General features: G+C 66.3%; 21 protein-coding genes and 1 tRNA gene. 14 read left to right on the top strand and 8 right to left on the bottom strand.

Going from position 1 to position 22,397, the window contains the following annotated elements; all coding sequences use genetic code 11:
- On the bottom strand, nucleotides 1–455 hold a 455-nt coding region (locus ACQR0U_RS05700), incomplete at its 3' end, for an Hpt domain-containing protein (RefSeq protein WP_434872096.1).
- 243 nt (nucleotides 456–698) lie between these two features.
- Complete coding sequence (gene chpT, locus ACQR0U_RS05695; RefSeq protein WP_315752676.1) at nucleotides 699–1,361, bottom strand: histidine phosphotransferase ChpT; 663 nt, start codon at nucleotides 1,359–1,361, stop codon at nucleotides 699–701.
- Between the two features lie 232 nt (nucleotides 1,362–1,593).
- Here chpT and cysQ point away from each other — a divergent pair, with 232 nt between their 5' ends.
- Nucleotides 1,594–2,427 (top strand): 3'(2'),5'-bisphosphate nucleotidase CysQ, encoded by an 834-nt coding sequence (cysQ, locus tag ACQR0U_RS05690; protein ID WP_315826143.1) that lies wholly within the window; start codon nucleotides 1,594–1,596, stop codon nucleotides 2,425–2,427.
- 15 nt (nucleotides 2,428–2,442) lie between these two features.
- On the opposite strand, the gene ACQR0U_RS05685 is transcribed toward cysQ, so the two are convergent.
- On the bottom strand, nucleotides 2,443–2,949 hold the full coding sequence (locus ACQR0U_RS05685; RefSeq protein WP_315752674.1) for a YHS domain-containing (seleno)protein: 507 nt from the start codon (nucleotides 2,947–2,949) through the stop codon (nucleotides 2,443–2,445).
- A 119-nt stretch (nucleotides 2,950–3,068) separates the two neighbouring features.
- Here ACQR0U_RS05685 and ACQR0U_RS05680 point away from each other — a divergent pair, with 119 nt between their 5' ends.
- The 11 genes from ACQR0U_RS05680 (at nucleotide 3,069) to ACQR0U_RS05630 (ending at nucleotide 14,394) form a co-directional block, all read left to right on the top strand.
- Nucleotides 3,069–3,695, top strand: coding sequence for a DUF1134 domain-containing protein (locus ACQR0U_RS05680; RefSeq protein WP_315714007.1), 627 nt, complete (start codon nucleotides 3,069–3,071; stop codon nucleotides 3,693–3,695).
- Between the two features lie 144 nt (nucleotides 3,696–3,839).
- Nucleotides 3,840–5,126 (top strand): hypothetical protein, encoded by a 1,287-nt coding sequence (locus ACQR0U_RS05675; RefSeq protein WP_315714006.1) that lies wholly within the window; start codon nucleotides 3,840–3,842, stop codon nucleotides 5,124–5,126.
- Between the two features lie 238 nt (nucleotides 5,127–5,364).
- Nucleotides 5,365–5,439, top strand: a tRNA-Val gene (locus ACQR0U_RS05670).
- Between the two features lie 171 nt (nucleotides 5,440–5,610).
- Nucleotides 5,611–5,976: a hypothetical protein gene (locus ACQR0U_RS05665; RefSeq protein ID WP_315752732.1), complete on the top strand. Its 366-nt coding sequence runs from the start codon at nucleotides 5,611–5,613 to the stop codon at nucleotides 5,974–5,976.
- Between the two features lie 95 nt (nucleotides 5,977–6,071).
- Nucleotides 6,072–6,464 (top strand): FixH family protein, encoded by a 393-nt coding sequence (locus tag ACQR0U_RS05660; RefSeq protein ID WP_315714005.1) that lies wholly within the window; start codon nucleotides 6,072–6,074, stop codon nucleotides 6,462–6,464.
- A 76-nt stretch (nucleotides 6,465–6,540) separates the two neighbouring features.
- A complete protein-coding gene (locus ACQR0U_RS05655; RefSeq protein ID WP_434842696.1) occupies nucleotides 6,541–7,959 on the top strand; it encodes an efflux RND transporter periplasmic adaptor subunit in 1,419 nt (472 codons plus the stop codon).
- Nucleotides 7,956–11,126, top strand: a complete 3,171-nt coding sequence (locus ACQR0U_RS05650) for an efflux RND transporter permease subunit (protein ID WP_434842695.1) — start codon at nucleotides 7,956–7,958, stop codon at nucleotides 11,124–11,126. Before ACQR0U_RS05655 ends, ACQR0U_RS05650 begins: the two co-directional genes overlap by 4 nt.
- Nucleotides 11,127–11,279: 153 nt before the next feature.
- Nucleotides 11,280–11,996 (top strand): Spy/CpxP family protein refolding chaperone, encoded by a 717-nt coding sequence (locus ACQR0U_RS05645; protein WP_434841690.1) that lies wholly within the window; start codon nucleotides 11,280–11,282, stop codon nucleotides 11,994–11,996.
- A 218-nt stretch (nucleotides 11,997–12,214) separates the two neighbouring features.
- A complete protein-coding gene (locus ACQR0U_RS05640) occupies nucleotides 12,215–12,493 on the top strand; it encodes a metal/formaldehyde-sensitive transcriptional repressor (protein ID WP_315714001.1) in 279 nt (92 codons plus the stop codon).
- Between the two features lie 8 nt (nucleotides 12,494–12,501).
- The gene (locus ACQR0U_RS05635) at nucleotides 12,502–13,572 is read left to right on the top strand and encodes a nickel/cobalt efflux transporter (RefSeq protein WP_434842694.1); all 1,071 of its coding nucleotides are present in this window, start codon (nucleotides 12,502–12,504) and stop codon (nucleotides 13,570–13,572) included.
- A 63-nt stretch (nucleotides 13,573–13,635) separates the two neighbouring features.
- On the top strand, nucleotides 13,636–14,394 hold the full coding sequence (locus ACQR0U_RS05630) for a hypothetical protein (protein ID WP_316201371.1): 759 nt from the start codon (nucleotides 13,636–13,638) through the stop codon (nucleotides 14,392–14,394).
- 119 nt (nucleotides 14,395–14,513) lie between these two features.
- Here ACQR0U_RS05630 and ACQR0U_RS05625 read toward each other — a convergent pair whose 3' ends face one another.
- Nucleotides 14,514–15,029 carry a hypothetical protein gene (locus ACQR0U_RS05625; protein ID WP_315713998.1) on the bottom strand — a complete coding sequence of 172 codons (516 nt, stop codon included), beginning with the start codon at nucleotides 15,027–15,029 and terminating at the stop codon, nucleotides 14,514–14,516.
- Between the two features lie 130 nt (nucleotides 15,030–15,159).
- Nucleotides 15,160–16,707, bottom strand: coding sequence for an acetolactate synthase large subunit (locus ACQR0U_RS05620; RefSeq protein ID WP_316203689.1), 1,548 nt, complete (start codon nucleotides 16,705–16,707; stop codon nucleotides 15,160–15,162).
- Between the two features lie 278 nt (nucleotides 16,708–16,985).
- Between ACQR0U_RS05620 and ACQR0U_RS05615 the strand changes: the two genes are divergently transcribed.
- Complete coding sequence (locus tag ACQR0U_RS05615) at nucleotides 16,986–17,558, top strand: L,D-transpeptidase (RefSeq protein WP_316201373.1); 573 nt, start codon at nucleotides 16,986–16,988, stop codon at nucleotides 17,556–17,558.
- 21 nt (nucleotides 17,559–17,579) lie between these two features.
- The gene (locus ACQR0U_RS05610) at nucleotides 17,580–18,422 is read left to right on the top strand and encodes a DUF2927 domain-containing protein (protein WP_410051222.1); all 843 of its coding nucleotides are present in this window, start codon (nucleotides 17,580–17,582) and stop codon (nucleotides 18,420–18,422) included.
- Between the two features lie 267 nt (nucleotides 18,423–18,689).
- Here the strand turns inward: ACQR0U_RS05610 and ACQR0U_RS05605 are convergent, their stop codons facing one another.
- From ACQR0U_RS05605 to ACQR0U_RS05595, 3 genes are all read right to left on the bottom strand, one after another.
- Complete coding sequence (locus ACQR0U_RS05605) at nucleotides 18,690–19,835, bottom strand: M48 family metallopeptidase (protein ID WP_434842693.1); 1,146 nt, start codon at nucleotides 19,833–19,835, stop codon at nucleotides 18,690–18,692.
- A complete protein-coding gene (locus ACQR0U_RS05600) occupies nucleotides 19,810–20,943 on the bottom strand; it encodes a DUF898 family protein (RefSeq protein WP_315714374.1) in 1,134 nt (377 codons plus the stop codon). The genes ACQR0U_RS05605 and ACQR0U_RS05600 overlap by 26 nt, the downstream gene beginning before the upstream one ends.
- Nucleotides 20,944–21,150: 207 nt before the next feature.
- The gene (locus ACQR0U_RS05595; RefSeq protein WP_315713993.1) at nucleotides 21,151–22,323 is read right to left on the bottom strand and encodes an isovaleryl-CoA dehydrogenase; all 1,173 of its coding nucleotides are present in this window, start codon (nucleotides 22,321–22,323) and stop codon (nucleotides 21,151–21,153) included.
- Nucleotides 22,324–22,397 lie beyond the last annotated feature (74 nt).

Below are 22,397 nucleotides of genomic sequence, written 5' to 3'. Positions count from 1 at the left end.
GAGCCGTGCGTCACCGCGGGGGCGGGCGGCGCGGCCGGCACCAGCGGCGGGGCCGCTTCGCCGGCGGCCATCGCCGCCATGCCGCGCTCGACCATGGCCTCGAGCTCGCTGATGAGGTCGCGGTCCTCGCCCTCGGGCTCGGCCTCGTTGGCCTCGAGCTGTCCCAGGATGTCCTTGATGCGGTCGATCGTGGTCAGGATCAGCGTCACGGCCTCGCCGGTCACCGGCATGCCGTCGCGGAATTTGCCCATCAATGTTTCGGCGGCGTGCGCCAGCGCCTCGAGCCGTGGCAGGCCGAGGAAACCGCAGGTCCCCTTGATCGTGTGCACCAGCCGGAAGATGTTATCGAGGATCTTGGCGTTGTTCGGCTCCTGCTCGAACCGCACCAATTGATTGTCGACGGTATCCAGGCTCTCGCTGGTCTCCGTCAGGAACTCACGCAACAGGTCATCCATGAAACTGGCCTTCGCACGCAACGGAACGCGACATGACGCGCCCTTCAAACCGTGGCCAGTTTCGGTGCAAAGCGTTTAATATTAGTTGAGTAAGCGCAAATGAACGGACTCAACAAAGAGATAAGATGCATCCGGACAAATTCGGACACATCGGCAAGGCTTGATTAACCATGGTGAATGGATTGTTGCGTCTGTCCCACGACACGAGGTCGCAGGGACTGACGCGGCAGGACGTCCGCCCGATCAGGCCGCCTGCACGACCATCGCATTGCCGTCGGCGGTGAGCGTCACCTTGAGGCCGCAGGCATCGGCGAGCAGACGGGTGTAGTAGGGCTGCACCGCGTGGGCATCGATGGTCGATTGCAAGTCGCCACCGAGCAGATTGACGATGTTCTGCGGCAGCCGGGCATTGAGCCCGGTGGCGGCGACACGGAAGCTCATGGTCTCGCCATCGCCGATCGGGTCGACGGTCAGCATGCCGCCGCGCGGGATCGTCTGCTGCGCCACCACCATCATGTTGAGCAGCAGCTTGACCCGGTTCTTGGGCAACAGCAGCCGCGGCAGATTCCAGGTGATTGAGGTCTTGGCGTCCTCGATGTGGCCGCGCGCCATGGTCTGGGCGTCGCCGAGATCGATCTGCGCGCCCGCAGAGCCGGCCGCACCGAAGGCGAGGCGACAGAATTGCAGCCGGGCCGACGCCGTCTTGGCGCTCTTGCGGATCAGCTCCAGCGCGAAGTCGCGATCCTCCGGCTTCGGATTGTCGTCGAGCACCTCGAGCCCATTGACGATGGCGCCGACCGGACTAATCAGGTCGTGGCAGACCTTCGAGCAGAGCAGAGCGGCAAGTTCGAGCGTATCGGGAGCGGGAATCGGATTGGCGATCTCGGGAGAGGACGTGCCGGACATTCGATGTTCCTGAAATCCGCGAACCTGGGCGAATCATGCTTGCGTTAACGCTTGATACACTGCGAAAGCATGGACCGCCACCGAACTGAGAGCGGGACACGGGAAAGTACGTAGCGGTTTTCCCGGCAGCCGCAATGAACGTGCGAACGGCCGTACCCGGATGCGCCGGGCGCCAGAACAGGGATACGATGATGCCAGCTGCGTACGGAACGGCCGGAAGGAGCACCGCGCAATGACGACGGCACCGACTGCAGGAACCGTCGGGGTCGAGGCCGCCGCGGCGCTGATGACGCCCCTGACGGAGCTCGTCGTCGAGGCGGCCTACGCGATCCTCGCCGTCAACCGGCGCGCCATGGCCGTCACCGACAAATCCGACGGCTCGCCGGTCACCGAGGCCGATCTTGCCGCCGACCGGGTCATTGCCGAGGGGCTGGCGCGGCTGGCGCCCGCGATTCCCGCGCTGTCGGAGGAGCGGGTCGGGGCGAGCGCAGGACCGTTCGAGGGCAGCTTCTTCCTGATCGATCCGCTCGACGGCACCAAGGAGTTCGTCGCCGGGCGCGGCGAGTTCACGGTCAATCTGGCGCTGGTTACCGACGGCAGCCCGCTGCTCGGCATCGTCTGCGCGCCGGCCATTGGCCAGATCTGGCGCGGCCTGGTCGGCCGTGGCGCCGAGCGGCTGTCGTTCACGGAGGCGGGTCTGGCGGCCGCCGAGCCGATCCGCACCCGGCCGATGCCGCCGCAAGGCGCGGCATGGGTCGCCGCGGTCAGCCGGTCGCATGGCGATGCCCGCACCGAAGCCTTCATTGCGGCGCGTCCGGGCGCGGTGCGCCTGCCGCTCGGCTCGGCCGTGAAGTTCGGCCGCCTCGCCGAAGGTCTGGCCGACATCTATCCGCGGCTCGGCCCGACCTCGGAATGGGACGTGGCGGCAGGCCACGCCGTGGTCGCAGCCGCCGGCGGCACCGTCACCAGCGAGACCGGCGCGCCCTTGCGCTATGGCGAGCGCCCCGACGGCTTCATCGTGCCGTCCTTCATCGCCTGGGGCGACCCGGCTGCGGCGAAGGTTTGAGACAGCCCTGCCGCGCTATTGCGGCAGGTCGCCCTCGAGCGCCGGCCAACGGGCCTCCGCACCCGGCAGATAGCGGCTCGGGTCGGCCGCGAAAGCGTCGCGGCTCTCTTCGCGGTTGAACAGGAACAGCCGTTCCTCGACCACGACGAAAAAGCGCGGGTTGCCGGCCACCGTTACGCCGCGAGCCACATCGGTCGGGTCGTAGCCGCCGAATTGCGGGCCGTAGACCTCCGGATGGGCCAGGAACGAGGCGCGATTGCCCTCGTTGCGAAACCGCCAGACCACTCCACCCTGGGACGCCTCGAAATCCGGCAGCCCCGGCATGGCCCTGCCATCCACGAAATAGGAAACAGGGTCGAAGCCGTCGATCGCCAGCCCGCTGAAGCGGTCGGAGATGATGCGCTGCGTCGTGGCCGCCGGCGCGCCGACCGGCGGCAGCGCAGCGAGCGCGATAGCGGCAATTACAAGGCGAAACAGCGACTTTGACCCGGTCTGGGGCGGTTGTTGCCGTTGTGCGGTCATAGTTGGTGCCGATAACATGGGAGTCGCAGGGGCATCGCCCCTCGCCCGACAATCGCCCGATGTGATTGGCGTCAGGTTAAGGCGAGGCTCGGGCAGCCGATAGCAGGGGATTTCCATCGATGAGTTTCGCATCCCGCCTTGCCGCCACGACGTTCGCGGCCGTGCTGGCCATGACCGCGTCGGTCGCCGCGCAGCAGGCGCCCCCGCCTGCCGCGCCGCCGTATCAGCAGCCCGCCCCCCCGCCGCGCCCTGCGCCGAGCCCGGACAGCTTCAACCCGGACGAGCTGGTCAATGCCGGCCACCGCTTCTTCGGCAACGTCTCGCGCGGCCTCGCCTCGGTGATCGAGCGCGCCGTCAGCCAATGGGGCCTGCCGAATGGCTACATCCTGGGTGAGGAAGGCGCCGGTGCCTTCGTCGCCGGTCTCCGTTACGGCGAAGGCACGCTCTACACCAAGAACGCCGGCGACCTCCGCGTCTATTGGCAGGGCCCCTCGCTCGGCTTCGACTGGGGCGGCGACGGCGCCCGCACCATGACGCTGGTCTACAATCTGCCGGCCACCAGCGCGATCTACCAGCGCTTCGTCGGCATCGACGGCTCGGCCTATATCGTCGGCGGCTTCGGCATGACGGCGCTCACCGCCAACAACATCGTGCTGGTCCCGATCAGGTCCGGCATCGGCCTGCGGCTCGGCGCCAATGTCGGCTACCTCAAGTTCACGCCGAGCGCGACCTGGAACCCGTTCTGAGGCCGCCGCCGATACCGCCAATTGATGCCGCGAGGACACGTTCTCCCGTGACGGATCAAGGTTAACACGGCATTGGGCTGGCGTTGAATCAGCCCGCCGTGCATTGTGATTCCGTTAATCATTTCTGACCGGGAGTTGTGCGTCATGGTCGAGCCGATCATGTATTTTGCGATCGGTTTTCTGATCGCCATGCTCTGTGCGCTGATGATCGTGCCGCTGGTGCACAATCGTGCGGTGCGGCTGACGACGCGCCGGCTCGAGGCGGCGACGCCGCTGTCGATGGCCGAGATCCAGGCCGACAAGGACCAGCTGCGCGCGGAGTTCGCGATGTCGGCGCGGCGGCTGGAGATGAGCGTCGACGCGCTCAAGAACAAGGCCACCGGCCAGCTCGCCGACCTCGGCAAGAAGACCGACGCCATCAACCGCATGAAGATCGAGCTCGGCGAGAAGAACGCCGCGATCTTTGCGCTGGAGGCGCGCGAGAAGGCGCTGAAGGATCAGCTGCGCGCCACCGAGGAAGAATTCGCCGCCAAGACGGAGGCGCTGCGCGCCGCCGAGCAGGCGCTGAAGGAGAAGCAGGCCGAGCAGGTGCGCCTGACTGCCGAGCTCAACGACAAGGCTTTGCTGGCCGACAGCCGGCAGGTCGAGCTGGTGTCCGTCAGGACCCAGGTCGAGGAGCTGCGCAGCCGCGTGGCCGACGCCGAGAAGGAATTCTCCGCGACCCAGACGCGGCTCGCGCTGGAGCGCGACGAATCCGACACCGCGACCAAGGCGCTCAACGACGCCCGCGCTCGGGTCGAGAATCTCAGCCAGCGCGTCACCGAGCTCGACCGCCAGCTGATCGTCCAGGTCAAGGAAGCCGAGATGCTGGCGAGCCGCGTCGCCGACCTCGAGGGCCGGCTGTCGACCCAGGGCAAGCTGCTTGCCGAACGTGATTTCGAGAACAACCAGTTGCGCGAGGCCAACGTGGCCGCCGACCGCGCCTTGAAGGAGCTGCGCGAGGAGCTGGCCGGCATGGGCAGCGGCAAGTCGGCCGCGTTCGAGCGGCTCAAATCCGAGAAGGCCGCCCTCGAACAGCAGCTGCAGGCCGCCCGCGACGAGCGCACCAAGCTGCAGCGCGAGATGAACGCCATCCAGCAGCAGGCCGAGAGCACCTGGGCCCAGGAGCGGATGGAGAACGCGCTGTTGCGCGAACGTATCAACGACATCGCCGCCGAGGTCGCCAAGCTCGCGATGCAGATCGAGGGCCCGAACTCGACGATCGAGGCCATGCTGGCCGCCGAGCCGGCCCCCGCCAAGCCTGCCAACGCCAATGGCGTCGCCGCGGCGCCGGCTGCTGCGGCCGGCGGTGCGCCCCAGGGCGGTACCCTGGCCGACCGCATCCGCGCGCTGCAGTCTCATGCCTCGCGAGCACGGCAGCTCGGGGCCTGAGGCCGCCGGATCGGAGCCGAGTGCGGCGGATATCTGCCCCTCGCTTCAGTATGGAGGCTGGCCCGCGAGAGGGCCGGTTTCGGCCCCGATCGAGGACGGGCCACCGCACCCCGGCAGTTTTCCTCGCCATCTCCGCCGCAAATCCTTGACACCCCCTGCCCGCGCTTCGTAAATCGCGGGCTCCGACGGACTGCTTCGGCGGCTCGCTGGCTCACAGCCACGACCGCCACCGGCAACCGGGCGCATAGCTCAGCGGGAGAGCGTTCCCTTCACACGGGAGAGGTCCAAGGTTCGATCCCTTGTGCGCCCACCATTTGCCGTCGCCATCCTTTTCCTTTCATGCGATCGCTTGTGCTGGTCTGGCCCGTCGTCATGCCTCCGGCGACGCGATGGTCACGCAGGATTGAGCGGGATCAACGACTGCGTCGGCGCCTGGCTTATGTTAGCTGTCTTGCTCTGCGACCGGAAAGGTAACTCCATCTCGATGCGGCTCGTCCGTACCATCCTGGCGTTCGCGATTGCCCTGTCCGTGGCGATGCTGCCGATCGGCGCATCGGCGGCTGTGATGGCGTCGTCGGACGAGATGCAGACGAGCATGCAGATGGACGACGGGGCCGGCATGTCGATGGACGAATGCTGCCCCGACGACATGAAGGGCACCGGCTCCCCGTCGCACAACACCAAATGCAGCATGGGTTTCTGCTGCGCGGGAGGGACGGTTGCGCTCGGCGATGTCAGGGCCGTTGCCTTCGCGCCCCTCGCCGTGAGCGCGACCAGGATCGCCATTCCCGCCGATCAGGTCGCTTCTCTTCACAGCGGCAGTCCTCCGTTCCGACCTCCTCGAGTCTGATCTCGCACGAGCCGACGCGCACAATGTCTGCGCGCCGATGACTGACGTGCGCGCCGCGGGCGCCACGGCCGAGATCCATTCATGAGGACAGGACCATGCTTTCCAGAATCAGCACCGCGGCCCTCGCCGCCACCCTTTCGCTCGCCGCACCGGCCGCCATCGCCGGCGCCGCCGACTACAGCTTCGAGCCCGTCACGGCCGAGATGAAGAAGGGCGACGACGTCACGGTCGCCGTTCGTCTCACCCATAAGCAGACCGGCAAGGCCGTAACTGACGCGGTCATTTTCAAGACACGCGTCGACATGGCGCCGGATGGGATGGCCGACATGGTGTCGGAGGTGGCGCCGCTGCCGTCCAAGGAGCCCGGCGTCTACGCCTTCAAGACCGACCTGCCGATGGCCGGGCGCTACCAGGTCACACTCTCCGCGAAGGTGCAGGGCGAGCCGGAGACGGTCACCGGCAAGGTCGTCGTCAAGGCGACGAAGTGAGCCTGCGGGGCGCTCCCCGACGAGCGCCCCGCCCTTCCCAACGGATCGCGCGCGTCGCGCGCCTCACGGTGATGTCATGAACACATTGCGTCTGCTCGCGGCCGTTACGCTCGGCGCCGGCCTTGGTTTGGGTGGTCTCTGGTCGATCCAGACATCGCCGCCGTCGCTCCGCCCCCATCTTGCCGCCACGGCGGCGGAGCGGATGCCGCTGTATTATCGCGATCCCAGCGGCGCCCCTGCCTGGTCGGCAGGCCCCAGGAAGGACGAGCGCGGGCGGGACTACCTGCCGGTCTACGACGACGATCAAGCCGCCCCCGCCAAGCCGAAGCAGCAGGCGGACTCCTCGCGCCGGATTCTCTACTACCGCAATCCCATGGGCCTGCCTGACACGTCGCCTTCTCCGAAGAAGGACCCGATGGGAATGGACTACGTTCCCGTCTACGAGGGCGACGATGCCGAGGATGGCGTGGTGAAGCTGTCGCCCGGCAAGATCCAGCGGACGGGCGTGAGATCCACGCCGGTCGAGCGGCGCACGCTCCGCATCGCCGTCAAGGCACCGGGAACGATCCAGCTCGACGAGCGCCGAGTCTCCGTGATCGCGATGCGGGCCGAAAGCTTCGTGCAGAAGGTCGCCGACGTGACCACGGGCACGCGCGTGAAGGCGGGCCAGCCGCTGATGGAGATCTACAGCTCGGCGATGGCCGCGGCCGCAGCCGAGTATCTCTCCACCATCAATTCCAACATCGTCGGCGGCAACGCAGCCTACGGACGCGGCGCGCGCCAGCGCTTGACCAATCTGGACGTCCCGGAGCCGGTGATCATGGCGATGGAGAGGTCGCGCGTCGCACCGATCACGGTTCAATGGTCGGCGCCGCGCGATGGCGTCGTGCTGGAGCGCAATGCGACCGAAGGCATGCGCGCCAATCCGGGCGACGTGCTGTTCCGGATCGCCGACATCTCGACGGTCTGGGCCTTGGTCGATGTCGCCGAACGCGACCTCGGCAGCATCGCCGTCGGACAGCCCGTGACGATCCATGCGCGCAGCTTCGCGGGCCGAACCTTCGCCGGCACGATCGCAGTCGTCTATCCCCAGGTGAACAAGGACACGCGGACGGCGCGCCTACGGATCGAGCTCGCCAATCCGGACCTCGCGCTGCTCCCCGACATGTATGTCGATGCCGAGATCGACACCGCGGACCCGGCGCCGCTCTTGGCCGTGCCCGCTGATGCCGTGCTCGACACCGGCAGGCGCCAGGCGGTCCTCATCGACAAGGGCGGCGGCCGCTACGAGCCGCGCGCCGTGACGCTCGGCCGGCGCGGCGCCGGCTATGTCGAGGTGCGCGATGGCCTGTCGGATGGCGAGGCGGTCGTCACCTCGGCCAACTTCCTGATCGACGCCGAAAGCAACCTGAAGGCCGCGCTGAAGAGCTTCGCGGACTCCGACGAAGCGCAATCCGCCGGCAGCGACCACGCCGGCATGGGAGACCACAAATGATCGCCCGCATCATTGCCTGGTCGGCGCGCAACCTGCTGCTGGTCCTGTTCGGGACCGGCTTCGCCGCAGCAGCCGGGCTCTACGCACTCCTTCACCTGCCGCTCGACGCAATTCCCGATCTGTCGGACACCCAGGTGATCGTCTACACCGAGTATCCCGGTCAGGCGCCTGAGGTCATCGAAGACCAGGTCACCTATCCCCTGACGACCGCGATGCTCACGGTGCCGAAGTCGAAGGTCGTGCGCGGCTTCTCGTTCTTCGGCGTGTCGTTCGTCTACGTCATCTTCGAAGACGGCACCGACATCTACTGGGCGCGCTCGCGCGTGATGGAGTTCCTGAACAGCGCGGCCTCGCGGCTTCCGGCGGGGATCACGCCGACGATCGGCCCGGACGCGACCGGCGTCGGCTGGGTCTACCAATACGCCGTCATGTCGAAGGAGCTGAATCTCGCCGACACCCGCACGATCCAGGACTGGAACCTGAAGTTCGCGCTCGCCAAGGCCGAGGGTGTCGCCGAGGTCGCGAGCATCGGCGGCTTCGTCAAGCAGTACAACGTCGTGCTCGACCCGCAGCGCATGCGCGACCGCGGCATCAGCCTGCAGAAGATCCGCGATGCGATCCGCGCCAGCAATGCCGATGTCGGCGGCCGGACGGTCGAGCTGTCCGAGTTCGAATACGTCATCCGCGGCAAGGGCTATCTGAAGAGCATCAACGATCTCGGCAACATCGTGCTCAAGAGCTCAGGCGGCACGCCCGTGCTGCTGCGCGACGTCGCCAATGTCGAGCTTGGCCCCGACGAACGGCGCGGCATCGCCGAGCTCAATGGCGAGGGCGAGGTCGCCAGCGGCATCGTACTACAGCGCTTCGGCGTCAACGCGCTCGACGTGATCGAGAACGTCAAGAAGCGCCTGCATGAGATCGCGAGCAGCCTGCCCAAATCGGTCGAGATGGTTCCGGTCTACGACCGCTCGAACCTGATCTATGCCGCCATCGACACGCTGAAGCACACGCTGCTCGAGGAGAGCATCGTCGTCGCCTTCGTCTGTATCGTGTTCCTGCTGCACGTCCGCAGCGCCCTGGTCGCCATCCTGATGTTGCCGGTCGGCGTGCTGATGGCGTTCGGCGCGATGAAGCTGCTCGGACTCGGCTCGAACATCATGAGCCTGGGGGGCATCGCGATTGCGATCGGCGCCATGGTGGATGCCGCGATCGTCATGATCGAGAACGCCCACAAGCATCTGGAGCGTGCCGAGCCCGACGCATCACGCGTCCAGATCCTGATCGACGCGGCCGCGGAGGTCGGTCCCGCCCTGTTCTTCAGCCTGCTGATCATCACCGTGTCGTTCATGCCGATCTTCACGTTGGAATCGCAGGAAGGCCGGCTGTTCAGCCCGCTCGCCTTCACCAAGACGTTCTCGATGGCGGCAGCGGCGCTACTCTCGGTGACGCTGGTGCCGGCGCTGATGGTGATCTTCGTGCGCGGCAGGATCGTTCCCGAGCATCGCAATCCGATCAACCGCTTGCTGATCTGGATCTACCGGCCGGTCATCAAGGGTGTGCTGCGGGCCAAGACGCTCGTGATCCTCGCCGCGGCCGCCGTGCTCGCCATCACCGTCTGGCCGGCACGCCAGCTCGGCACCGAATTCATGCCGAGCCTGAACGAGGGCACGCTGCTCTACATGCCGACCACCCTGCCCGGCATCTCCGTCACCAAGGCCGCCGAGCTGATGCAGATGCAGGATCGGATCATCAAGTCGTTCCCCGAGGTCGCCTCTGTCTACGGCAAGGCCGGGCGAGCGGCGACCGCCACCGACCCTGCGCCGACAGAGATGTTCGAGACGGTCGTCAACCTCAAGCCCAGGGAGCAGTGGCGTCCCGGCGTCACGATCGACAGCCTCGTTGCCGAGATGGACAAGGCGCTGCAATTCCCCGGCGTCTCCAACGCCTGGACGATGCCGATCAAGGCGCGCATCGACATGCTCTCGACCGGCATCCGCACGCCGATCGGCGTCAAGGTAATAGGCACGGACCTGACCGAGATCGATCGTCTGGCCAAGCAGATCGAGCGGGTGATCAAGACCGTCCCCGGAACCTCCTCGGCCTATGCCGAGCGCGGCATCGGCGGCTATTACCTTGAGATCACGCCCAACCGCGAGGCCCTCGCCCGCTACGGACTCCTGGTCCAGGACGTCCAGGATACGATCGCGGCCGCCCTCGGCGGCCAGACGATCACCACGACCGTGGAGGGCCGCCAGCGCTTCAGCGTGAACATGCGCTATCCGCGCGATCTCCGCGACAATCCGAAGGCCATCGCCGGCGATGTCCTGGTGCCGATGCCCTCAGGCGGCGCCGTGCCGCTCGGCGAGGTCGCGAAGGTCGAGCCGGCCAGGGGCCCCACTTCGATCCGGACCGAGAACGGACAGCTCGCGACATACATCTATGTCGACATCCGCGACCGCGACATCGGCAGCTACGTCGCGGACGCGCAGCGCGCCGTCACCGAGAGCATCCAGTTTCCGGCCGGGACCTATGTACTCTGGAGCGGGCAGTATGAGTATCTGCAACGCGCGACTGCCCGGCTCAAGATCGTCATTCCCGTGACGCTCACCATCATCTTCCTGCTGCTGTATCTGAACTTCAGGGCCATGACCGAAACCCTGATCGTGATGCTGTCGCTGCCGTTCGCGCTGGTGGGCGGCATCTGGATGATGTGGTGGCTCGGCTTCAATCTGTCGGTCGCCGTCGCCGTCGGCTTCATTGCGCTTGCCGGCGTCGCCGCAGAGACCGGTGTCGTGATGCTGATCTATCTCGATCACGCGCTGGCCGCGGTGAAGGCGAGGCGCAGCGTCGAAGGCTGTCCGGTGAATCGGCAGGATCTCCAGGACGCGATCATGGAAGGCGCGGTCGAGCGCGTGCGCCCGAAGATGATGACCGTTGTCGCGATCATGGCGGGCCTGCTGCCGATCATGTGGAGTACGGGCACAGGGTCAGAGATCATGCAGCGCATCGCCGTGCCGATGATCGGAGGCATGATTTCGTCGACCCTGCTCACCCTGATCGTGATTCCGGCCATCTTCGGTCTGGTCAAGGGACGCAGCCTGTCGACCAGAACCGGGACGGCGGCAAGCGCTTCGAGCGGGTCGCAGGACGTGCAAAGGGCAGCTTGATCCACCGACAGCGAGAGGAGAGACGATGAGAAATTTCGCGACAGGAGCTCCGGTGGTCGCGGCGGCGCGGCGAAGGCGCCCGATCACGGTCAGCGACTAGCCGTACCGGCGCTGACAACGAACGATCGTCACCCCTGAGCCCGCCGACCGTTGATGTGGATCAACCTGAATGGCCCACGTCTGGCCATTGTTGATCGCCCCCTGAAGGAGGACTTGGTCATGCAAAAATTGCCCCTGGCTTTTCTGTTGGCGTTTTCTGCTTTGGCGCATCCCGCCTTTGCTCAATCCTCTAGTGACCATTCGGCCCATCATCCTGATCAGAAGGAAGCGCCAGCAACTGATGCCGGCAAATCGACCAGCGGGGCGAGTTCGTCACAGACCATGATGGGCGGCGGCATGATGAAGATGATGGACGGCATGCCGATGTCCAACATGATGCCGATGATGTCCGGCATGACGCGGCCGTCCGACGATTGTATGGGCGGCATGGAGGTGCTCGATCATGTGGAGGGACGAATCGCATTCCTGCGGGCGGAGCTCAAGATCACGGACGCCCAGATGCCGGCATGGAACGGCTTCGCCGACGCGTTTCGCGCGCGTGCGAAGACGCTCGGCGATCTCAGGACTGCGATGATGTCGCAGGCCGGCTCGGAGACGGTGCTCGACCAGCTGACCGCACAGGAAAAATCGCTATCGGCTCGCCTCGACGCCACGCGAGCGATCAAGACCGCCCTGAGCGACCTCGTCGCAACCTTTTCCGACGAGCAGCGAAAGGTGGCCGACGAACTGCTCGCGCCCAATCTCGGCATGCCGCCGATGGGGATGCGGGGCGGCCGAATGAGCTCCATGCGGATGCAGCGGGGCCATTAGGAGAGGACCTGCTCCATGAAGCCGTCGACTCCGCCTCCGCCTGGCGGTCGTCAATCCGAACGGGGGATCCGCGGCGCTCGTCGGTTTCGTGCAATGACCGGTTACGACGGGGTTGCCTGGGGCCGATCGGCAAGCGGATACGCCGCGAGCGTCGCATTCGACGTCTGCGGTCGACATGGGAAGTTGACCTATATAGGGTACCCCCCTATATTATCCCGATGTCGCACACCATCAAACACAAGTCCAAGCTCCTCGCACGGGTCCGGCGCATCAAGGGCCAGATCGATGCGGTGGAGCGCGCGCTCGAAGCGGAGTTGGGCTGCGCCGACGTGCTCATGCTCGTCGCGTCGGTCAGGGGCGCAATCGGAGGCCTGACCACCGAGCTGCTGGAAGATCACATCCGGCACCATGTCGTGGACCCCGCGCACGAAAGCGATCCCGACAAGGCCAAGGGCGCCGCCGACCTGATCGAAGTGGTCCGGACCTATCTGAAGTGAGACTGGCATTGACCGATCTGTCTCAACTGCTCCAGCAAGGCAGCGCGCATGCGTGGCTGTTCGTGCCCAGCGCGATTGCCCTGGGTGCGCTGCATGGCCTGGAGCCCGGTCATTCCAAGACCATGATGGCCGCCTTCATCGTCGCAATCCGCGGCACCGTCCTGCAGGCCGTGCTGCTCGGCCTCTCGGCGACCATCTCCCACACCGCGATCGTATGGGTGATCGCACTCGCCGGTCTTCACTTCGGTCAGGAGCTTTCGGGCGAGCGCAGCGAAGCCCTTCTGCAACTGATCTCGGCCGTCGTCATCATCGGCATCGCGGCCTGGATGGTCTGGCGCACCTGGCGGGACCAGAGTGGACACCATGACCATGACCATCATCACCATCACGACGCGCTGCGATCGGTCGCGCTTGCCGGCCACGCGCTGTCGGTGGAGATCTTCGAAGATGGCGTGCCGCCGCGTTGGCGGATCCGGAACGAGACCGGCGCACTCCCACCCGCCGATACGCTCCACGTCACGACCGTTCGTGGAGACGGCCACGAGCAGCAGTTCAGTTTCCGGGCCAGCGGCGACGCCTTGGAGAGCATCGAGGAGATCCCCGAGCCGCACGCGTTCAAGGCACGCATCACGCTTGCTGGCGCCTCCGTCGAGATCCTGTTCGAGGAGCACACCCACGATCACATGGACCTCGGCGACGAGGACGATGCCCATGCGCGCGCCCACGCCGACGACATTCGACGGCGCTTCGCCGGCCGTACGGTCACGACCGCACAGATCGTCCTCTTCGGACTGAGCGGCGGTCTGATCCCTTGCCCCGCCGCCATCACGGTCCTGCTGTTGTGCCTTCAACTGAAGCAGTTCAGCCTGGGCTTCATCCTGGTGCTCTGCTTCGGCATCGGCCTGGCCATCACCATGGTGTCCGTCGGCGTTCTGGCCGCACTCAGCCTTCGGCATGTCGAGCGCCACTGGTCCGGCTTCAGCCGCCTCGCGCACCGGGCGCCCTATCTCTCGGCTGCTCTGATCGTACTGGTCGGGACCTATACGGGTTGGCTGGGACTGCACCAACTGATGACTTGAGGCGAAAGCGCGACCTAAGCCGATGCGGCGCCACAGAGGATTCATGGGCGAATTCGTCCGTGAATGGCGGCCGGACTAGCCTCTCATCGGCAGATCGAACCGCCGCCGATCGATCGCCTCGCGCTCCGACAGTCCCGCCGCCCGCGCAGAGATCCGGCTCTGACAGCGGCCCTCCTGGCTCTCCGTAGCGGCGTCGATGAGATCATCGATGTCGCGCGCAGCTTCCAGGCAGCGCCCGAGCTTGGCGAGAATGCCGAGGTCCTGGTCGTGGGCTCGAGCGACCTCCGCCAGGATCTCGGCACCGCGCTGAGGCCGATTGGCATGACATTCATTCCCATGACGCCGCGAGCCCACCGCATCGCGATGAGAGCCCGAAGCTCGCAGCCGCAGTTGGAGGCTGCTGCGTCGATGCACTGGGCCAAATTGGCCTCGCTCACCCGCGCATGGGCTCCCTGCGTCCGGCACAATCGTCACAGAATGCCCTCGCCGCTGCCCGTGCCGCCGGTGCAAGTCGGCTTTTGCGGGGCGGAACTCTCACGTTTTCCTGATTCCTGCGTCAGAACGCCGCTGGTCGAATTCGCCTATGGTCCGGCGCGTTTCCAACCCACGGAGGTTTTCCGCATGCGTAAACTGATCATCGCTACCGCCGCCCTCGCGTTCGTCTCGTCGGCCGCTCTTGCCCAGTCCACCGAGAAGCCGATGACGACCACCGGCCAGTCGGCGAAGAGCGGCGACGCCATGGGCGGGGGCGACGACATGAAGATGAGTAAGACGAAGAAGAAGTCGGCGAAGAAGTCGTCCGGCGACGCCATGTCGAAGTAAGGCGTGGGAGCGCCTGTCCGCAGGCTCCACATGCGCGACGAGATCGGGCCGCTCCTCTCAGGGGCGGCCCTTGTTCATTCGCGTCGACCGGCGATCGCGCACCTCTTCTGCGAGATGTCTCAGCCGGCGGCGAGTCCCATCTGCTGCAATCGCCCCGCGAACCAGGCCGACAAGACCGGATCGATCCGGGCGCCGACATAGACCTCCGGCGTGATCACGCTGCGGCGGTCGAGAATCACCAGCACGCCGATCCAATAGGCGAACCACAGATGCGGATCGGTCAGCGCCATCAGCTTGTGGCGGTCATGCGCCAGCGGCTGGTGGTTGCCGGCCTTGCGGACCTCGATCGCCAGCAGATTGTCGGGCACGGCACGCTTGTGCACGACGATGTCCGGGTAGACCGATTTTCCCAGCTCGTCGTCGGTCGAGACGATGGTGCCACGCGGCAGCAGCATGGCGCGGTCGCCGAGCCGGTTGTAATCGCAATCGACGTCCCACCCCAAGAAGTTGCGTTCGAGATGCACCGCCAGCCGATGCGTCAAGGCGCGCTCGCCGAGATCACGGTCGAGGATGAAGCGCTCGCGCGCATAGAACTCCTGCAGCGCAGAGATCAGCCGGTTCAATTCACTGTGCATGCCGCTCAGATACAGGAGAGAAGGACACCTCACCATCAACACGCGATCGGCGTGAGTCGCCAACCCCATAAATGAGGCGATGCGCCTTCCCTCGGCCGGCGGCCGTTTTGCGGCCGCCAGCGTTGCGGATTTACATCTGCACTTCGATCAGGCGCGGACCATAATCGGCGTTCGCCTCGGCCAGCGCGGCATTGAACTCGTCGGCCGAGGTGACAGCGCGGCCAGGGACGCCCATGCCCTTGGCCATGGCGACGAAGTCGAGCGTCGGACGGTCGATCTTGAGCATGTCCTGGGCGCGCTGGCCGGGCTCGCCGGCGCCGACGCCGTCGAACTCGCCGCGCAGGATCTGGTAGATCCTGTTGGCGAACACCACCGTGACGACGTTGAGGTTCTCGCGCGCCTGGGTCCACAGCGACTGGATCGTGTACATCGCGCTGCCGTCGCCCACGAGGCACATGACCTTGCGGTCCGGGCAGGCCACCGCGGCGCCGGTCGCGACCGGGGTCGAGAAGCCGATCGAGCCGCCCATGTTCTGCAGCCAGTCATGCGGCTTGGCGGCCGCTGTCGGCGGGAAGAAGCCGCGGCCCGTGGTGATGGATTCGTCGACGACGATCGCGTTCTCGGGGATCGCATAGGCGATCGCCTGGGCGATGGTGGTGTGGTTGAGCGCCCCTAGCGGCTTGATCAGCTCGGCGAGCGGCTGCGGCTTCACGTCGGCCGGCTTGGCGCCGAGATGGCCGGCCAGCGCCTCGAGCGCCGCAGCCGAGTTCTCGCCCCAGGCGGTCATGCGGTGTACCTCGGTGCCCTCGGCCTTGAGCATGCTCGGCTTGTTCGGATAGGCGAAGAAGGCGACGGGGTCGTTGGCCTCGACCAGCACGATGTGCTTGTAGTTCTTCAGGATCGGCAGCGCCTGCTCGATCACGTAAGGGATGCGGTCGATCGAGAAGCGGCCGGCGCCGCGCGCCATGCGCGGGTGATAGGTCTGGCCCATCACGCGGCAGCCGGTCTTGCCGGCAATCTGCTGGGCGAAGGTCAGCGCCTGCTCGGTCAGCGCGCCCGCCGTCATCAGCACCAGGGTCTCGGGGCCGTGGGCATGCAGGATCTTGGCCGCCTTCTCCACCGCGTCAGCCGAATAGCTCGGGCGCTGCGCCTCTCCCGGAACCTGGGCAATGCCGTCGGCCTCGTTCCAGGCGGTGTCGGCGGGCAGGATCAGGGTGGCGATCTGCGGCGGCGCGCTCCTGGCGGCGGCGATCGCGGCGGCGCCGTCGGCGGCCACGGCCTTGGCGCTCGGCGAGGTCCGCACCCAGTCCGACATCGGCCGCGCCAGGCCCTCAATGTCCGAGGTCAGCGGCGCGTTGAAGCCGATGTGGTAGGTGGCGTGCTGGCCGACGATGTTGACGATGCCCGAGCGGGCCTTCTTGGCGTTGTGCAAATTGGCAAGGCCGTTGGCGAGGCCGGGGCCGAGATGGAGAAGCGTCGAGGCCGGCGTGCCCTTCATGCGGAAATAGCCGTCGGCGGCGCCGGTCACCACGCCTTCGAACAGGCCGAGCACGCAGCGCATGCCCTCGACACGGTCGAGCGCGGCGACGAAGTGCATCTCGGAGGTGCCCGGATTGGTAAAGCAGACGTCAACGCCGCCCGCGACCAGGGTCCGCACCAGGCTTTCCGCACCGTTCATCCTATTCTCCTGCTGATTCCGCGCGCCATTTGCAATGCTGGGCAGATCAATCATTGTTCGCCCGCGGCGTCAAAGGGGCTGGCCGCATTGCTGCCATCGCCGCGGTGCTCATGCGCGGGCTTGGCTAACAGGATGTTGGTCCAGGACGCGCGCGATTTTCCGTGGGATTTGGGTCACGGACCGTCGCCACATACCGGCCTCACGCCGCCGTGGGTTGCGAAGTGCAACCGTTTATGGCCTGTCTGCGAACGGAATTTGATGTTTGCCAGGGGATGGAAATGAAGCGCTGTTTGGCTTTGGGAATTGCTGCGGTCGCGTCGGTGGCAAGCGCCGGGATGGCGCGGGCGGAAATGTTCGACACCAGGGACCTCTTCGGCGGCGGGCCGAACTTCTACCAGAGCGGCGTGAGCCCGATTCCGCGCCAGACCGTGATGTTCCAGAGCCAGTATGCGCCCGGCACGATCATCGTGAACACCAGCGAGCGCCGGCTCTATCTGGTCCTGCCCGGCGGCCAGGCGTTGCGCTACGGCATCGGTGTCGGCCGTGACGGGTTCCGCTGGAGCGGCGTGCACCGCATCACCGCGAAGAAGGAATGGCCGGCCTGGACCCCGCCGTCGCAGATGCTGCGGCGCCGGCCCGACCTGCCGCGCCACATGGCCGGCGGCATCGAGAACCCGCTCGGCGCCCGCGCGATGTATCTCGGCTCCACGCTGTACCGCATCCACGGCTCGAACGAGCCCGAGACGATCGGCCAGGCGGTATCGTCGGGCTGCTTCCGCATGACCAATGACGACGTCGCCGACCTCTACGACCGCGTCTCGGTCGGCACCACCGTGATCGTCAAGAACTGAGAGCCGCACGCGACCACGACGATGAGGCAATGTCACAGCGCGCATCCTCGCCGGCAGCACCGGTGCTCCGGGCGTCCCCTGCGGAGCGCGGTGGCTGCCGCGCTGGCTGCGCTCGTGACCGTGGTGGTCCCGCTGCCGGCGTCGGCCGCCGAAATTCCGGCGATCGCCGCCCGCCAGCGCATCGAGAAGAAGAGCTTCACCGACGCCGAGATCACCGACGGCTTCTTCAAGACCGCCTTCGGCGCCGAGTATCACCTGGCGGGCCGGGTTGACCGCATCCGGAAATACAGCGCGCCGGTGCGGGTGTTTGCCGACGGCCGCCGCGCCGACCGCAAGGCGCAGCTCGCCAAGGTCGTCAAAGATATCGCCGCCCGCATCCGCAACCTCGACATTGCGATGACCGAGACCGACGGCGACGCCAATGTCCGCGTCAAGCTGGTGCGCGACCGCGACCTCTACCACACCATCAGCCAGGCCTATGGCAGCGAGCGCGCGCGCGAGATCAAGACCTCGCTGGATCCGCAATGCCTGTCCGGCTTCCGCAAGAACGAGGCGTTCGAGATCGAGCGCTCCGACGTCATTCTGACCGTCGACAACGGCGATTTCGTCTTTCTCGACTGCGCCTATGAGGAGCTGCTGCAGTCGCTCGGGCCGATCAACGACACCTCGAGCGTGCCCTGGACGATGTTCAACGACAACGTCTCGATGGGCTATTTCGACGTCTACGACCAGTACATCCTCAACCTGCTGTACGACCCGCGCGTCAAGGCCGGCATGACGCTCGCCGACGTCAAGGCGGTGCTGCCGGACGTGCTGGTCGATGTGCGGGCCTGGGTGAGGAAGACCAACAATCTGGCGGAGTGAGCGGTCGGTTGATCCGAACGCGCTTGTGATCGCCTCATTGAGAGCCCGGACGCCGCCTCAGCCTCCGCTGTCGTCCCTGCGAACGCAGGGACCCATACGCCGCGGCCTCTGCAAGTGGCAAGCTGAGCGACGCCCGCTTCCAACAACAAGGTTCGGTGGTTATGGGTCCCTGCGTTCGCAGGGACGACACCGAATGTATGGCAACGCTGTCGGCACAAATCGACGCCAAGCGCAGCCGTCGCCCGAACGCCAAACGCGTCCCAATGCCTAGCGACAAATCCCCTTCAGCGCCTTCCACTCCTCCGCACTGAGCAGCGGCGGGCCGCTCGGCGGCCGGTCCTCGGCGCGCATGCGGGCGAGACGGTCCTCGCTGAGCGGATGGCTGGCCCACAGCGACGGGCGCTTGCCGTCCTCCTTGCCGGTGATGCGGAACAGCAATTCGCCCATCGGGCGCGTCGGCCGTCCGAGCTTCTGCATCACCTCGATGGCGAAGCCGTCCGCGGCCGCCTCCGCCTCGCGCGAATAGGACGCGTTGATCATGGCCCGCGAGGCGAAGATCGCCGCACCCGCGCCGGTGACGTCGCCGAACAGCAGGCCGATCAGGAACGAGCTGCCGCCATTGTGGATCAGCTGCCTCAGGTTGTCGCGGTGCTTGAGGTGGCCGAGCTCATGCGCCAGCACGCCGGCGACCTCGTCGGGGTCATTGGCCTTGTCGAGCAGCCCCCTGAACAGGAAGAATCGCCCGCCCGGCAGCGCGAAGGCGTTGGGGATCGGCGTGTCCAGCACCTGCGACGCGATGCTGTCGTCGAGGCCGGCGGGGCGGCGCAGCGCCGTCACCAGCTTGGCGAACGCGGCCTGCCCCGCCGCCTCGCTGCAGAGCTTGTCGCCGAACACGGTCTGGATCTGCACCACGGCGGCCTCGCCGAGATGCCGCTCCATGGTCGGCGGCACCAGGGGCGTCAGCCGGTCGGAGGCGAACGGAATCACCACCAGCACGACGGCGACGATCGAGGCGGCGGCGGCCAGCGACCAGCCGACGATGCGCGTGATGGCGCCGCGGGTCATCCTGTTCTGGTCGATGTGGCTGCAGCGCGCGATCAGCTCGGCCGACAGCGCTGCGTCGCGGATCTCCAGCCGCGCCAGCGGCGACGCCGACAGGCAGCTCACGCGCAGCGTGCCGCTCGGCCCATCGACGCGGCGGATGTCGGCATAGGGCCAGGAGACGAAATTGTCGGCGCTGCGCATCACGAGCTGATTGGCGAAGCCGATCGTGACCACCTGCCGCCGGTTGGACAGGCCGTCGAAATAGACCGCAGGGCCGCCGAGCGGAGCGGCAGGCTCGACCGGCGAGGCGGCGGCCGGCGCAGCAGCGCCCGCGGGCCCGGGATCAGAATCCGGCGACGTCGAGTCCATCGGCAAACCCTTCGCCGAGCGCGCTGGCCAGATCGCCCTTGGCGGCGACATTGGCCATGGCCTCGATGCCATGCACTTGAACCGACTGCAGCACGGTCGCCCACATGTCGCGCACCAGATAGAGCCGCATCACGACGTTGAGCGCCAGGATCCAGGCGACGTAGCCCAATCCGACCAGCACCAGCATCGGTATGTTGTCAGACAGCGCCTGCACCTGAGGCAGGCCGTCGCTTCCCGGCCCCAGCAGTTTGATCATCAGCGCGGCGACGCCACTGAAATAGGCGCCGGAGGCGACCGACAGCAGAAACCACCAGCCGATCACCTTCCAATACAGACCATAGAACGCGTTGCCGGGCAGGTCCGATTCCAGACGCACGCCGCCGAAGCGGATGCCCGACAGCCACCAGCGCCACTCGATCGCTTTGAACTGCGCATAGACGAACGGAAACAACGGAAACAGAAGCAGCGCAAACGGCGCGATGACCCACAGATACCAGGCGCGCTTGAAGAACTCCCAGCCGCGTCCCTCGAAGTCGCCGCTGAGATCGCCATAGTGCGAATGCCGCATCTTGTAGCGCTCGAGCGCGGCGGCGCGCCACGGCCAGGCCAGCCCCAGCGTGACCACCGTCAACAAGGTCCACAGCATGGCGCGCCCGGCATAGGCCCAGCCCGAGCCGGTCATCCAGAATCGGATGCCGCGCCAGACCGTGCGCGTCAGGCGGTAGCGGCGCGCGCGGAAGATCGCGAACTGGCCGAAGGCGTAGAAGGCGATCACCAGCGGCACGCTGGCGAAGGCCTTGAAGCGCTCGGCCTCGACGCCGACGAGGAAGTAGGCAAGGTAGATCGGGACCAGGATCGCCATCGCGAACAGGAAGCCAATCAGGAGCTCCTTGCCGCGGCCGGTATATTCGGCGGCATCACCGTCGACGGCCGTGTTGACCCAGAGATGACGGCGGATGTCGGTCGCGAGCCAGAACCGGTAGAAGCCCAGCGTGATCAGTTCGATGGCCGCCCCGCGGCTGACCAGCCGGAAGAACTCGCCACGCGCACCTGAGAAGGTGGCGGTGAGAGGCGGAAGCGGCGGCGGCTGCTCCGGAACGTAGCTCATCTGGTTCACGGCTCAAGCCTCCGACACCCGCAAAAGATCTACAATATACCTCGATGGTTCGTCGCCGGGACGACTTCGAGGTTCGACGTATTTTCTACGCAAGTCGGCCGGAAAAAAACACCGGCCTCGACGAGGATGACTAAAATATCTGCATCCGGCCGGTTGGCGAACGCATGTCCCGCATACGCCAACCGCTTGGTCTGCGCCTCAAGACGTCTTCTCGAACAATTCCCGCCCGATCAGCATGCGGCGGATCTCGCTGGTGCCGGCGCCGATCTCGTAGAGCTTGGCGTCGCGCAGCAGCCGCCCGGTCGCATAGTCGTTGATATAGCCGTTGCCGCCGAGCAGCTGGATCGCATCGAGCGCACATTGCGTCGCCTTTTCGGCGGCGAACAGAATCGCGCCGGCGGCGTCCTCACGCGTCGTCTCGCCCCGATCGCAGGCCTTGGCCACGGCATAGACATAGGCGCGCGCGGCATTCATCGTCGTGTACATGTCGGCAACCTTGCCCTGCACGAGCTGGAAGGTGCCGATCGGCTGGCCGAACTGCTTGCGCTCGTGCACGTAGGGTAGCACCGCGTCCATGCAGGCCTGCATGATGCCGAGCGGACCTGCCGCGAGCACCGCGCGCTCGTAATCGAGGCCACTCATCAGCACGTTGACGCCGCGGCCGACCTGCCCCAGCACGTTCTCCTCCGGGACCTCGCAATCCTCGAACACCAGCTCACAGGTGTCGGAGCCGCGCATGCCGAGCTTGTCGAGCTTCTGCGCGGTCGAGAAGCCCTTCATGCCCTTCTCGATGATGAACGCGGTGATGCCGCGCGGGCCTCCTTGCGGATCGGTCTTGGCATAGACCACCAGCGTCTCGGCGATCGGACCATTGGTGATCCACATCTTGTTGCCGTTGAGGACGAAGCGGTCTCCCTTCTTGTCGGCGCGGGTCTTCATCGACACCACGTCGGAGCCGGCCTGCGGCTCGGACATCGCCAGCGAGCCGACATGCTCGCCCGAGATCAGCTTCGGCAGATATTTGCGCTTCTGCGCCTCGTTGCCGTTGCGGCGGATCTGGTTGACGCAGAGGTTGGAGTGGGCGCCGTAGGACAGGCCCACCGAGGCCGAGGCGCGCGAGATCTCTTCCATGGCGATGCAGTGCTCGAGATAGCCGAGGCCGGCACCGCCATACTCTTCCTCCACCGTGATGCCGTGCAGACCGAGCTCGCCGATCCTGGGCCAGAGATCGCGCGGAAACTGGTTGGAGCGGTCGATCTCGGCAGCGCGCGGCGCGATCTGCTCTTGCGAAAAGCTCGCCACCGTCTCGCGAATCGCGTCTGCGGTCTCGCCGAGATCGAAATTGAACATGCGCTGCGCGTTGGCGATCATGGGGCGGCCTCCTGCTAGTCTTCTGCTTTGCAACAATCGCCCAAAGCCATATTCCGTGACGTGGCGCTTGTCAC

The sequence above is a fragment of the Bradyrhizobium sp. HKCCYLRH3097 genome, assembly GCF_051167875.1.
In the GTDB taxonomy this organism is placed as follows: Bacteria; Pseudomonadota; Alphaproteobacteria; order Rhizobiales; family Xanthobacteraceae; genus Bradyrhizobium.
Note: the sequence above shows the minus strand (reverse complement) of the source record. Positions and strands in the feature narration are given on the sequence as shown.

Excerpts from the sequence above, each read along its gene's own strand:
- chpT (WP_315752676.1), bottom strand. The coding sequence starts at position 1,361 with ATGTCCGGCACGTCCTCTCCCGAGATCGCCAATCCGATTCCCGCTCCC.
- cysQ (WP_315826143.1), top strand. The coding sequence starts at position 1,594 with ATGACGACGGCACCGACTGCAGGAACCGTCGGGGTCGAGGCCGCCGCG.
- ACQR0U_RS05685 (WP_315752674.1), bottom strand. The coding sequence starts at position 2,949 with ATGACCGCACAACGGCAACAACCGCCCCAGACCGGGTCAAAGTCGCTG.
- ACQR0U_RS05680 (WP_315714007.1), top strand. The coding sequence starts at position 3,069 with ATGAGTTTCGCATCCCGCCTTGCCGCCACGACGTTCGCGGCCGTGCTG.
- ACQR0U_RS05675 (WP_315714006.1), top strand. The coding sequence starts at position 3,840 with ATGGTCGAGCCGATCATGTATTTTGCGATCGGTTTTCTGATCGCCATG.
- ACQR0U_RS05665 (WP_315752732.1), top strand. The coding sequence starts at position 5,611 with ATGCGGCTCGTCCGTACCATCCTGGCGTTCGCGATTGCCCTGTCCGTG.
- ACQR0U_RS05660 (WP_315714005.1), top strand. The coding sequence starts at position 6,072 with ATGCTTTCCAGAATCAGCACCGCGGCCCTCGCCGCCACCCTTTCGCTC.
- ACQR0U_RS05655 (WP_434842696.1), top strand. The coding sequence starts at position 6,541 with ATGAACACATTGCGTCTGCTCGCGGCCGTTACGCTCGGCGCCGGCCTT.
- ACQR0U_RS05650 (WP_434842695.1), top strand. The coding sequence starts at position 7,956 with ATGATCGCCCGCATCATTGCCTGGTCGGCGCGCAACCTGCTGCTGGTC.
- ACQR0U_RS05645 (WP_434841690.1), top strand. The coding sequence starts at position 11,280 with ATGTGGATCAACCTGAATGGCCCACGTCTGGCCATTGTTGATCGCCCC.
- ACQR0U_RS05640 (WP_315714001.1), top strand. The coding sequence starts at position 12,215 with ATGTCGCACACCATCAAACACAAGTCCAAGCTCCTCGCACGGGTCCGG.
- ACQR0U_RS05630 (WP_316201371.1), top strand. The coding sequence starts at position 13,636 with ATGGCGGCCGGACTAGCCTCTCATCGGCAGATCGAACCGCCGCCGATC.
- ACQR0U_RS05625 (WP_315713998.1), bottom strand. The coding sequence starts at position 15,029 with ATGCACAGTGAATTGAACCGGCTGATCTCTGCGCTGCAGGAGTTCTAT.
- ACQR0U_RS05620 (WP_316203689.1), bottom strand. The coding sequence starts at position 16,707 with ATGAACGGTGCGGAAAGCCTGGTGCGGACCCTGGTCGCGGGCGGCGTT.
- ACQR0U_RS05615 (WP_316201373.1), top strand. The coding sequence starts at position 16,986 with ATGAAGCGCTGTTTGGCTTTGGGAATTGCTGCGGTCGCGTCGGTGGCA.
- ACQR0U_RS05610 (WP_410051222.1), top strand. The coding sequence starts at position 17,580 with ATGAGGCAATGTCACAGCGCGCATCCTCGCCGGCAGCACCGGTGCTCC.
- ACQR0U_RS05605 (WP_434842693.1), bottom strand. The coding sequence starts at position 19,835 with ATGGACTCGACGTCGCCGGATTCTGATCCCGGGCCCGCGGGCGCTGCT.
- ACQR0U_RS05600 (WP_315714374.1), bottom strand. The coding sequence starts at position 20,943 with ATGAGCTACGTTCCGGAGCAGCCGCCGCCGCTTCCGCCTCTCACCGCC.
- ACQR0U_RS05595 (WP_315713993.1), bottom strand. The coding sequence starts at position 22,323 with ATGATCGCCAACGCGCAGCGCATGTTCAATTTCGATCTCGGCGAGACC.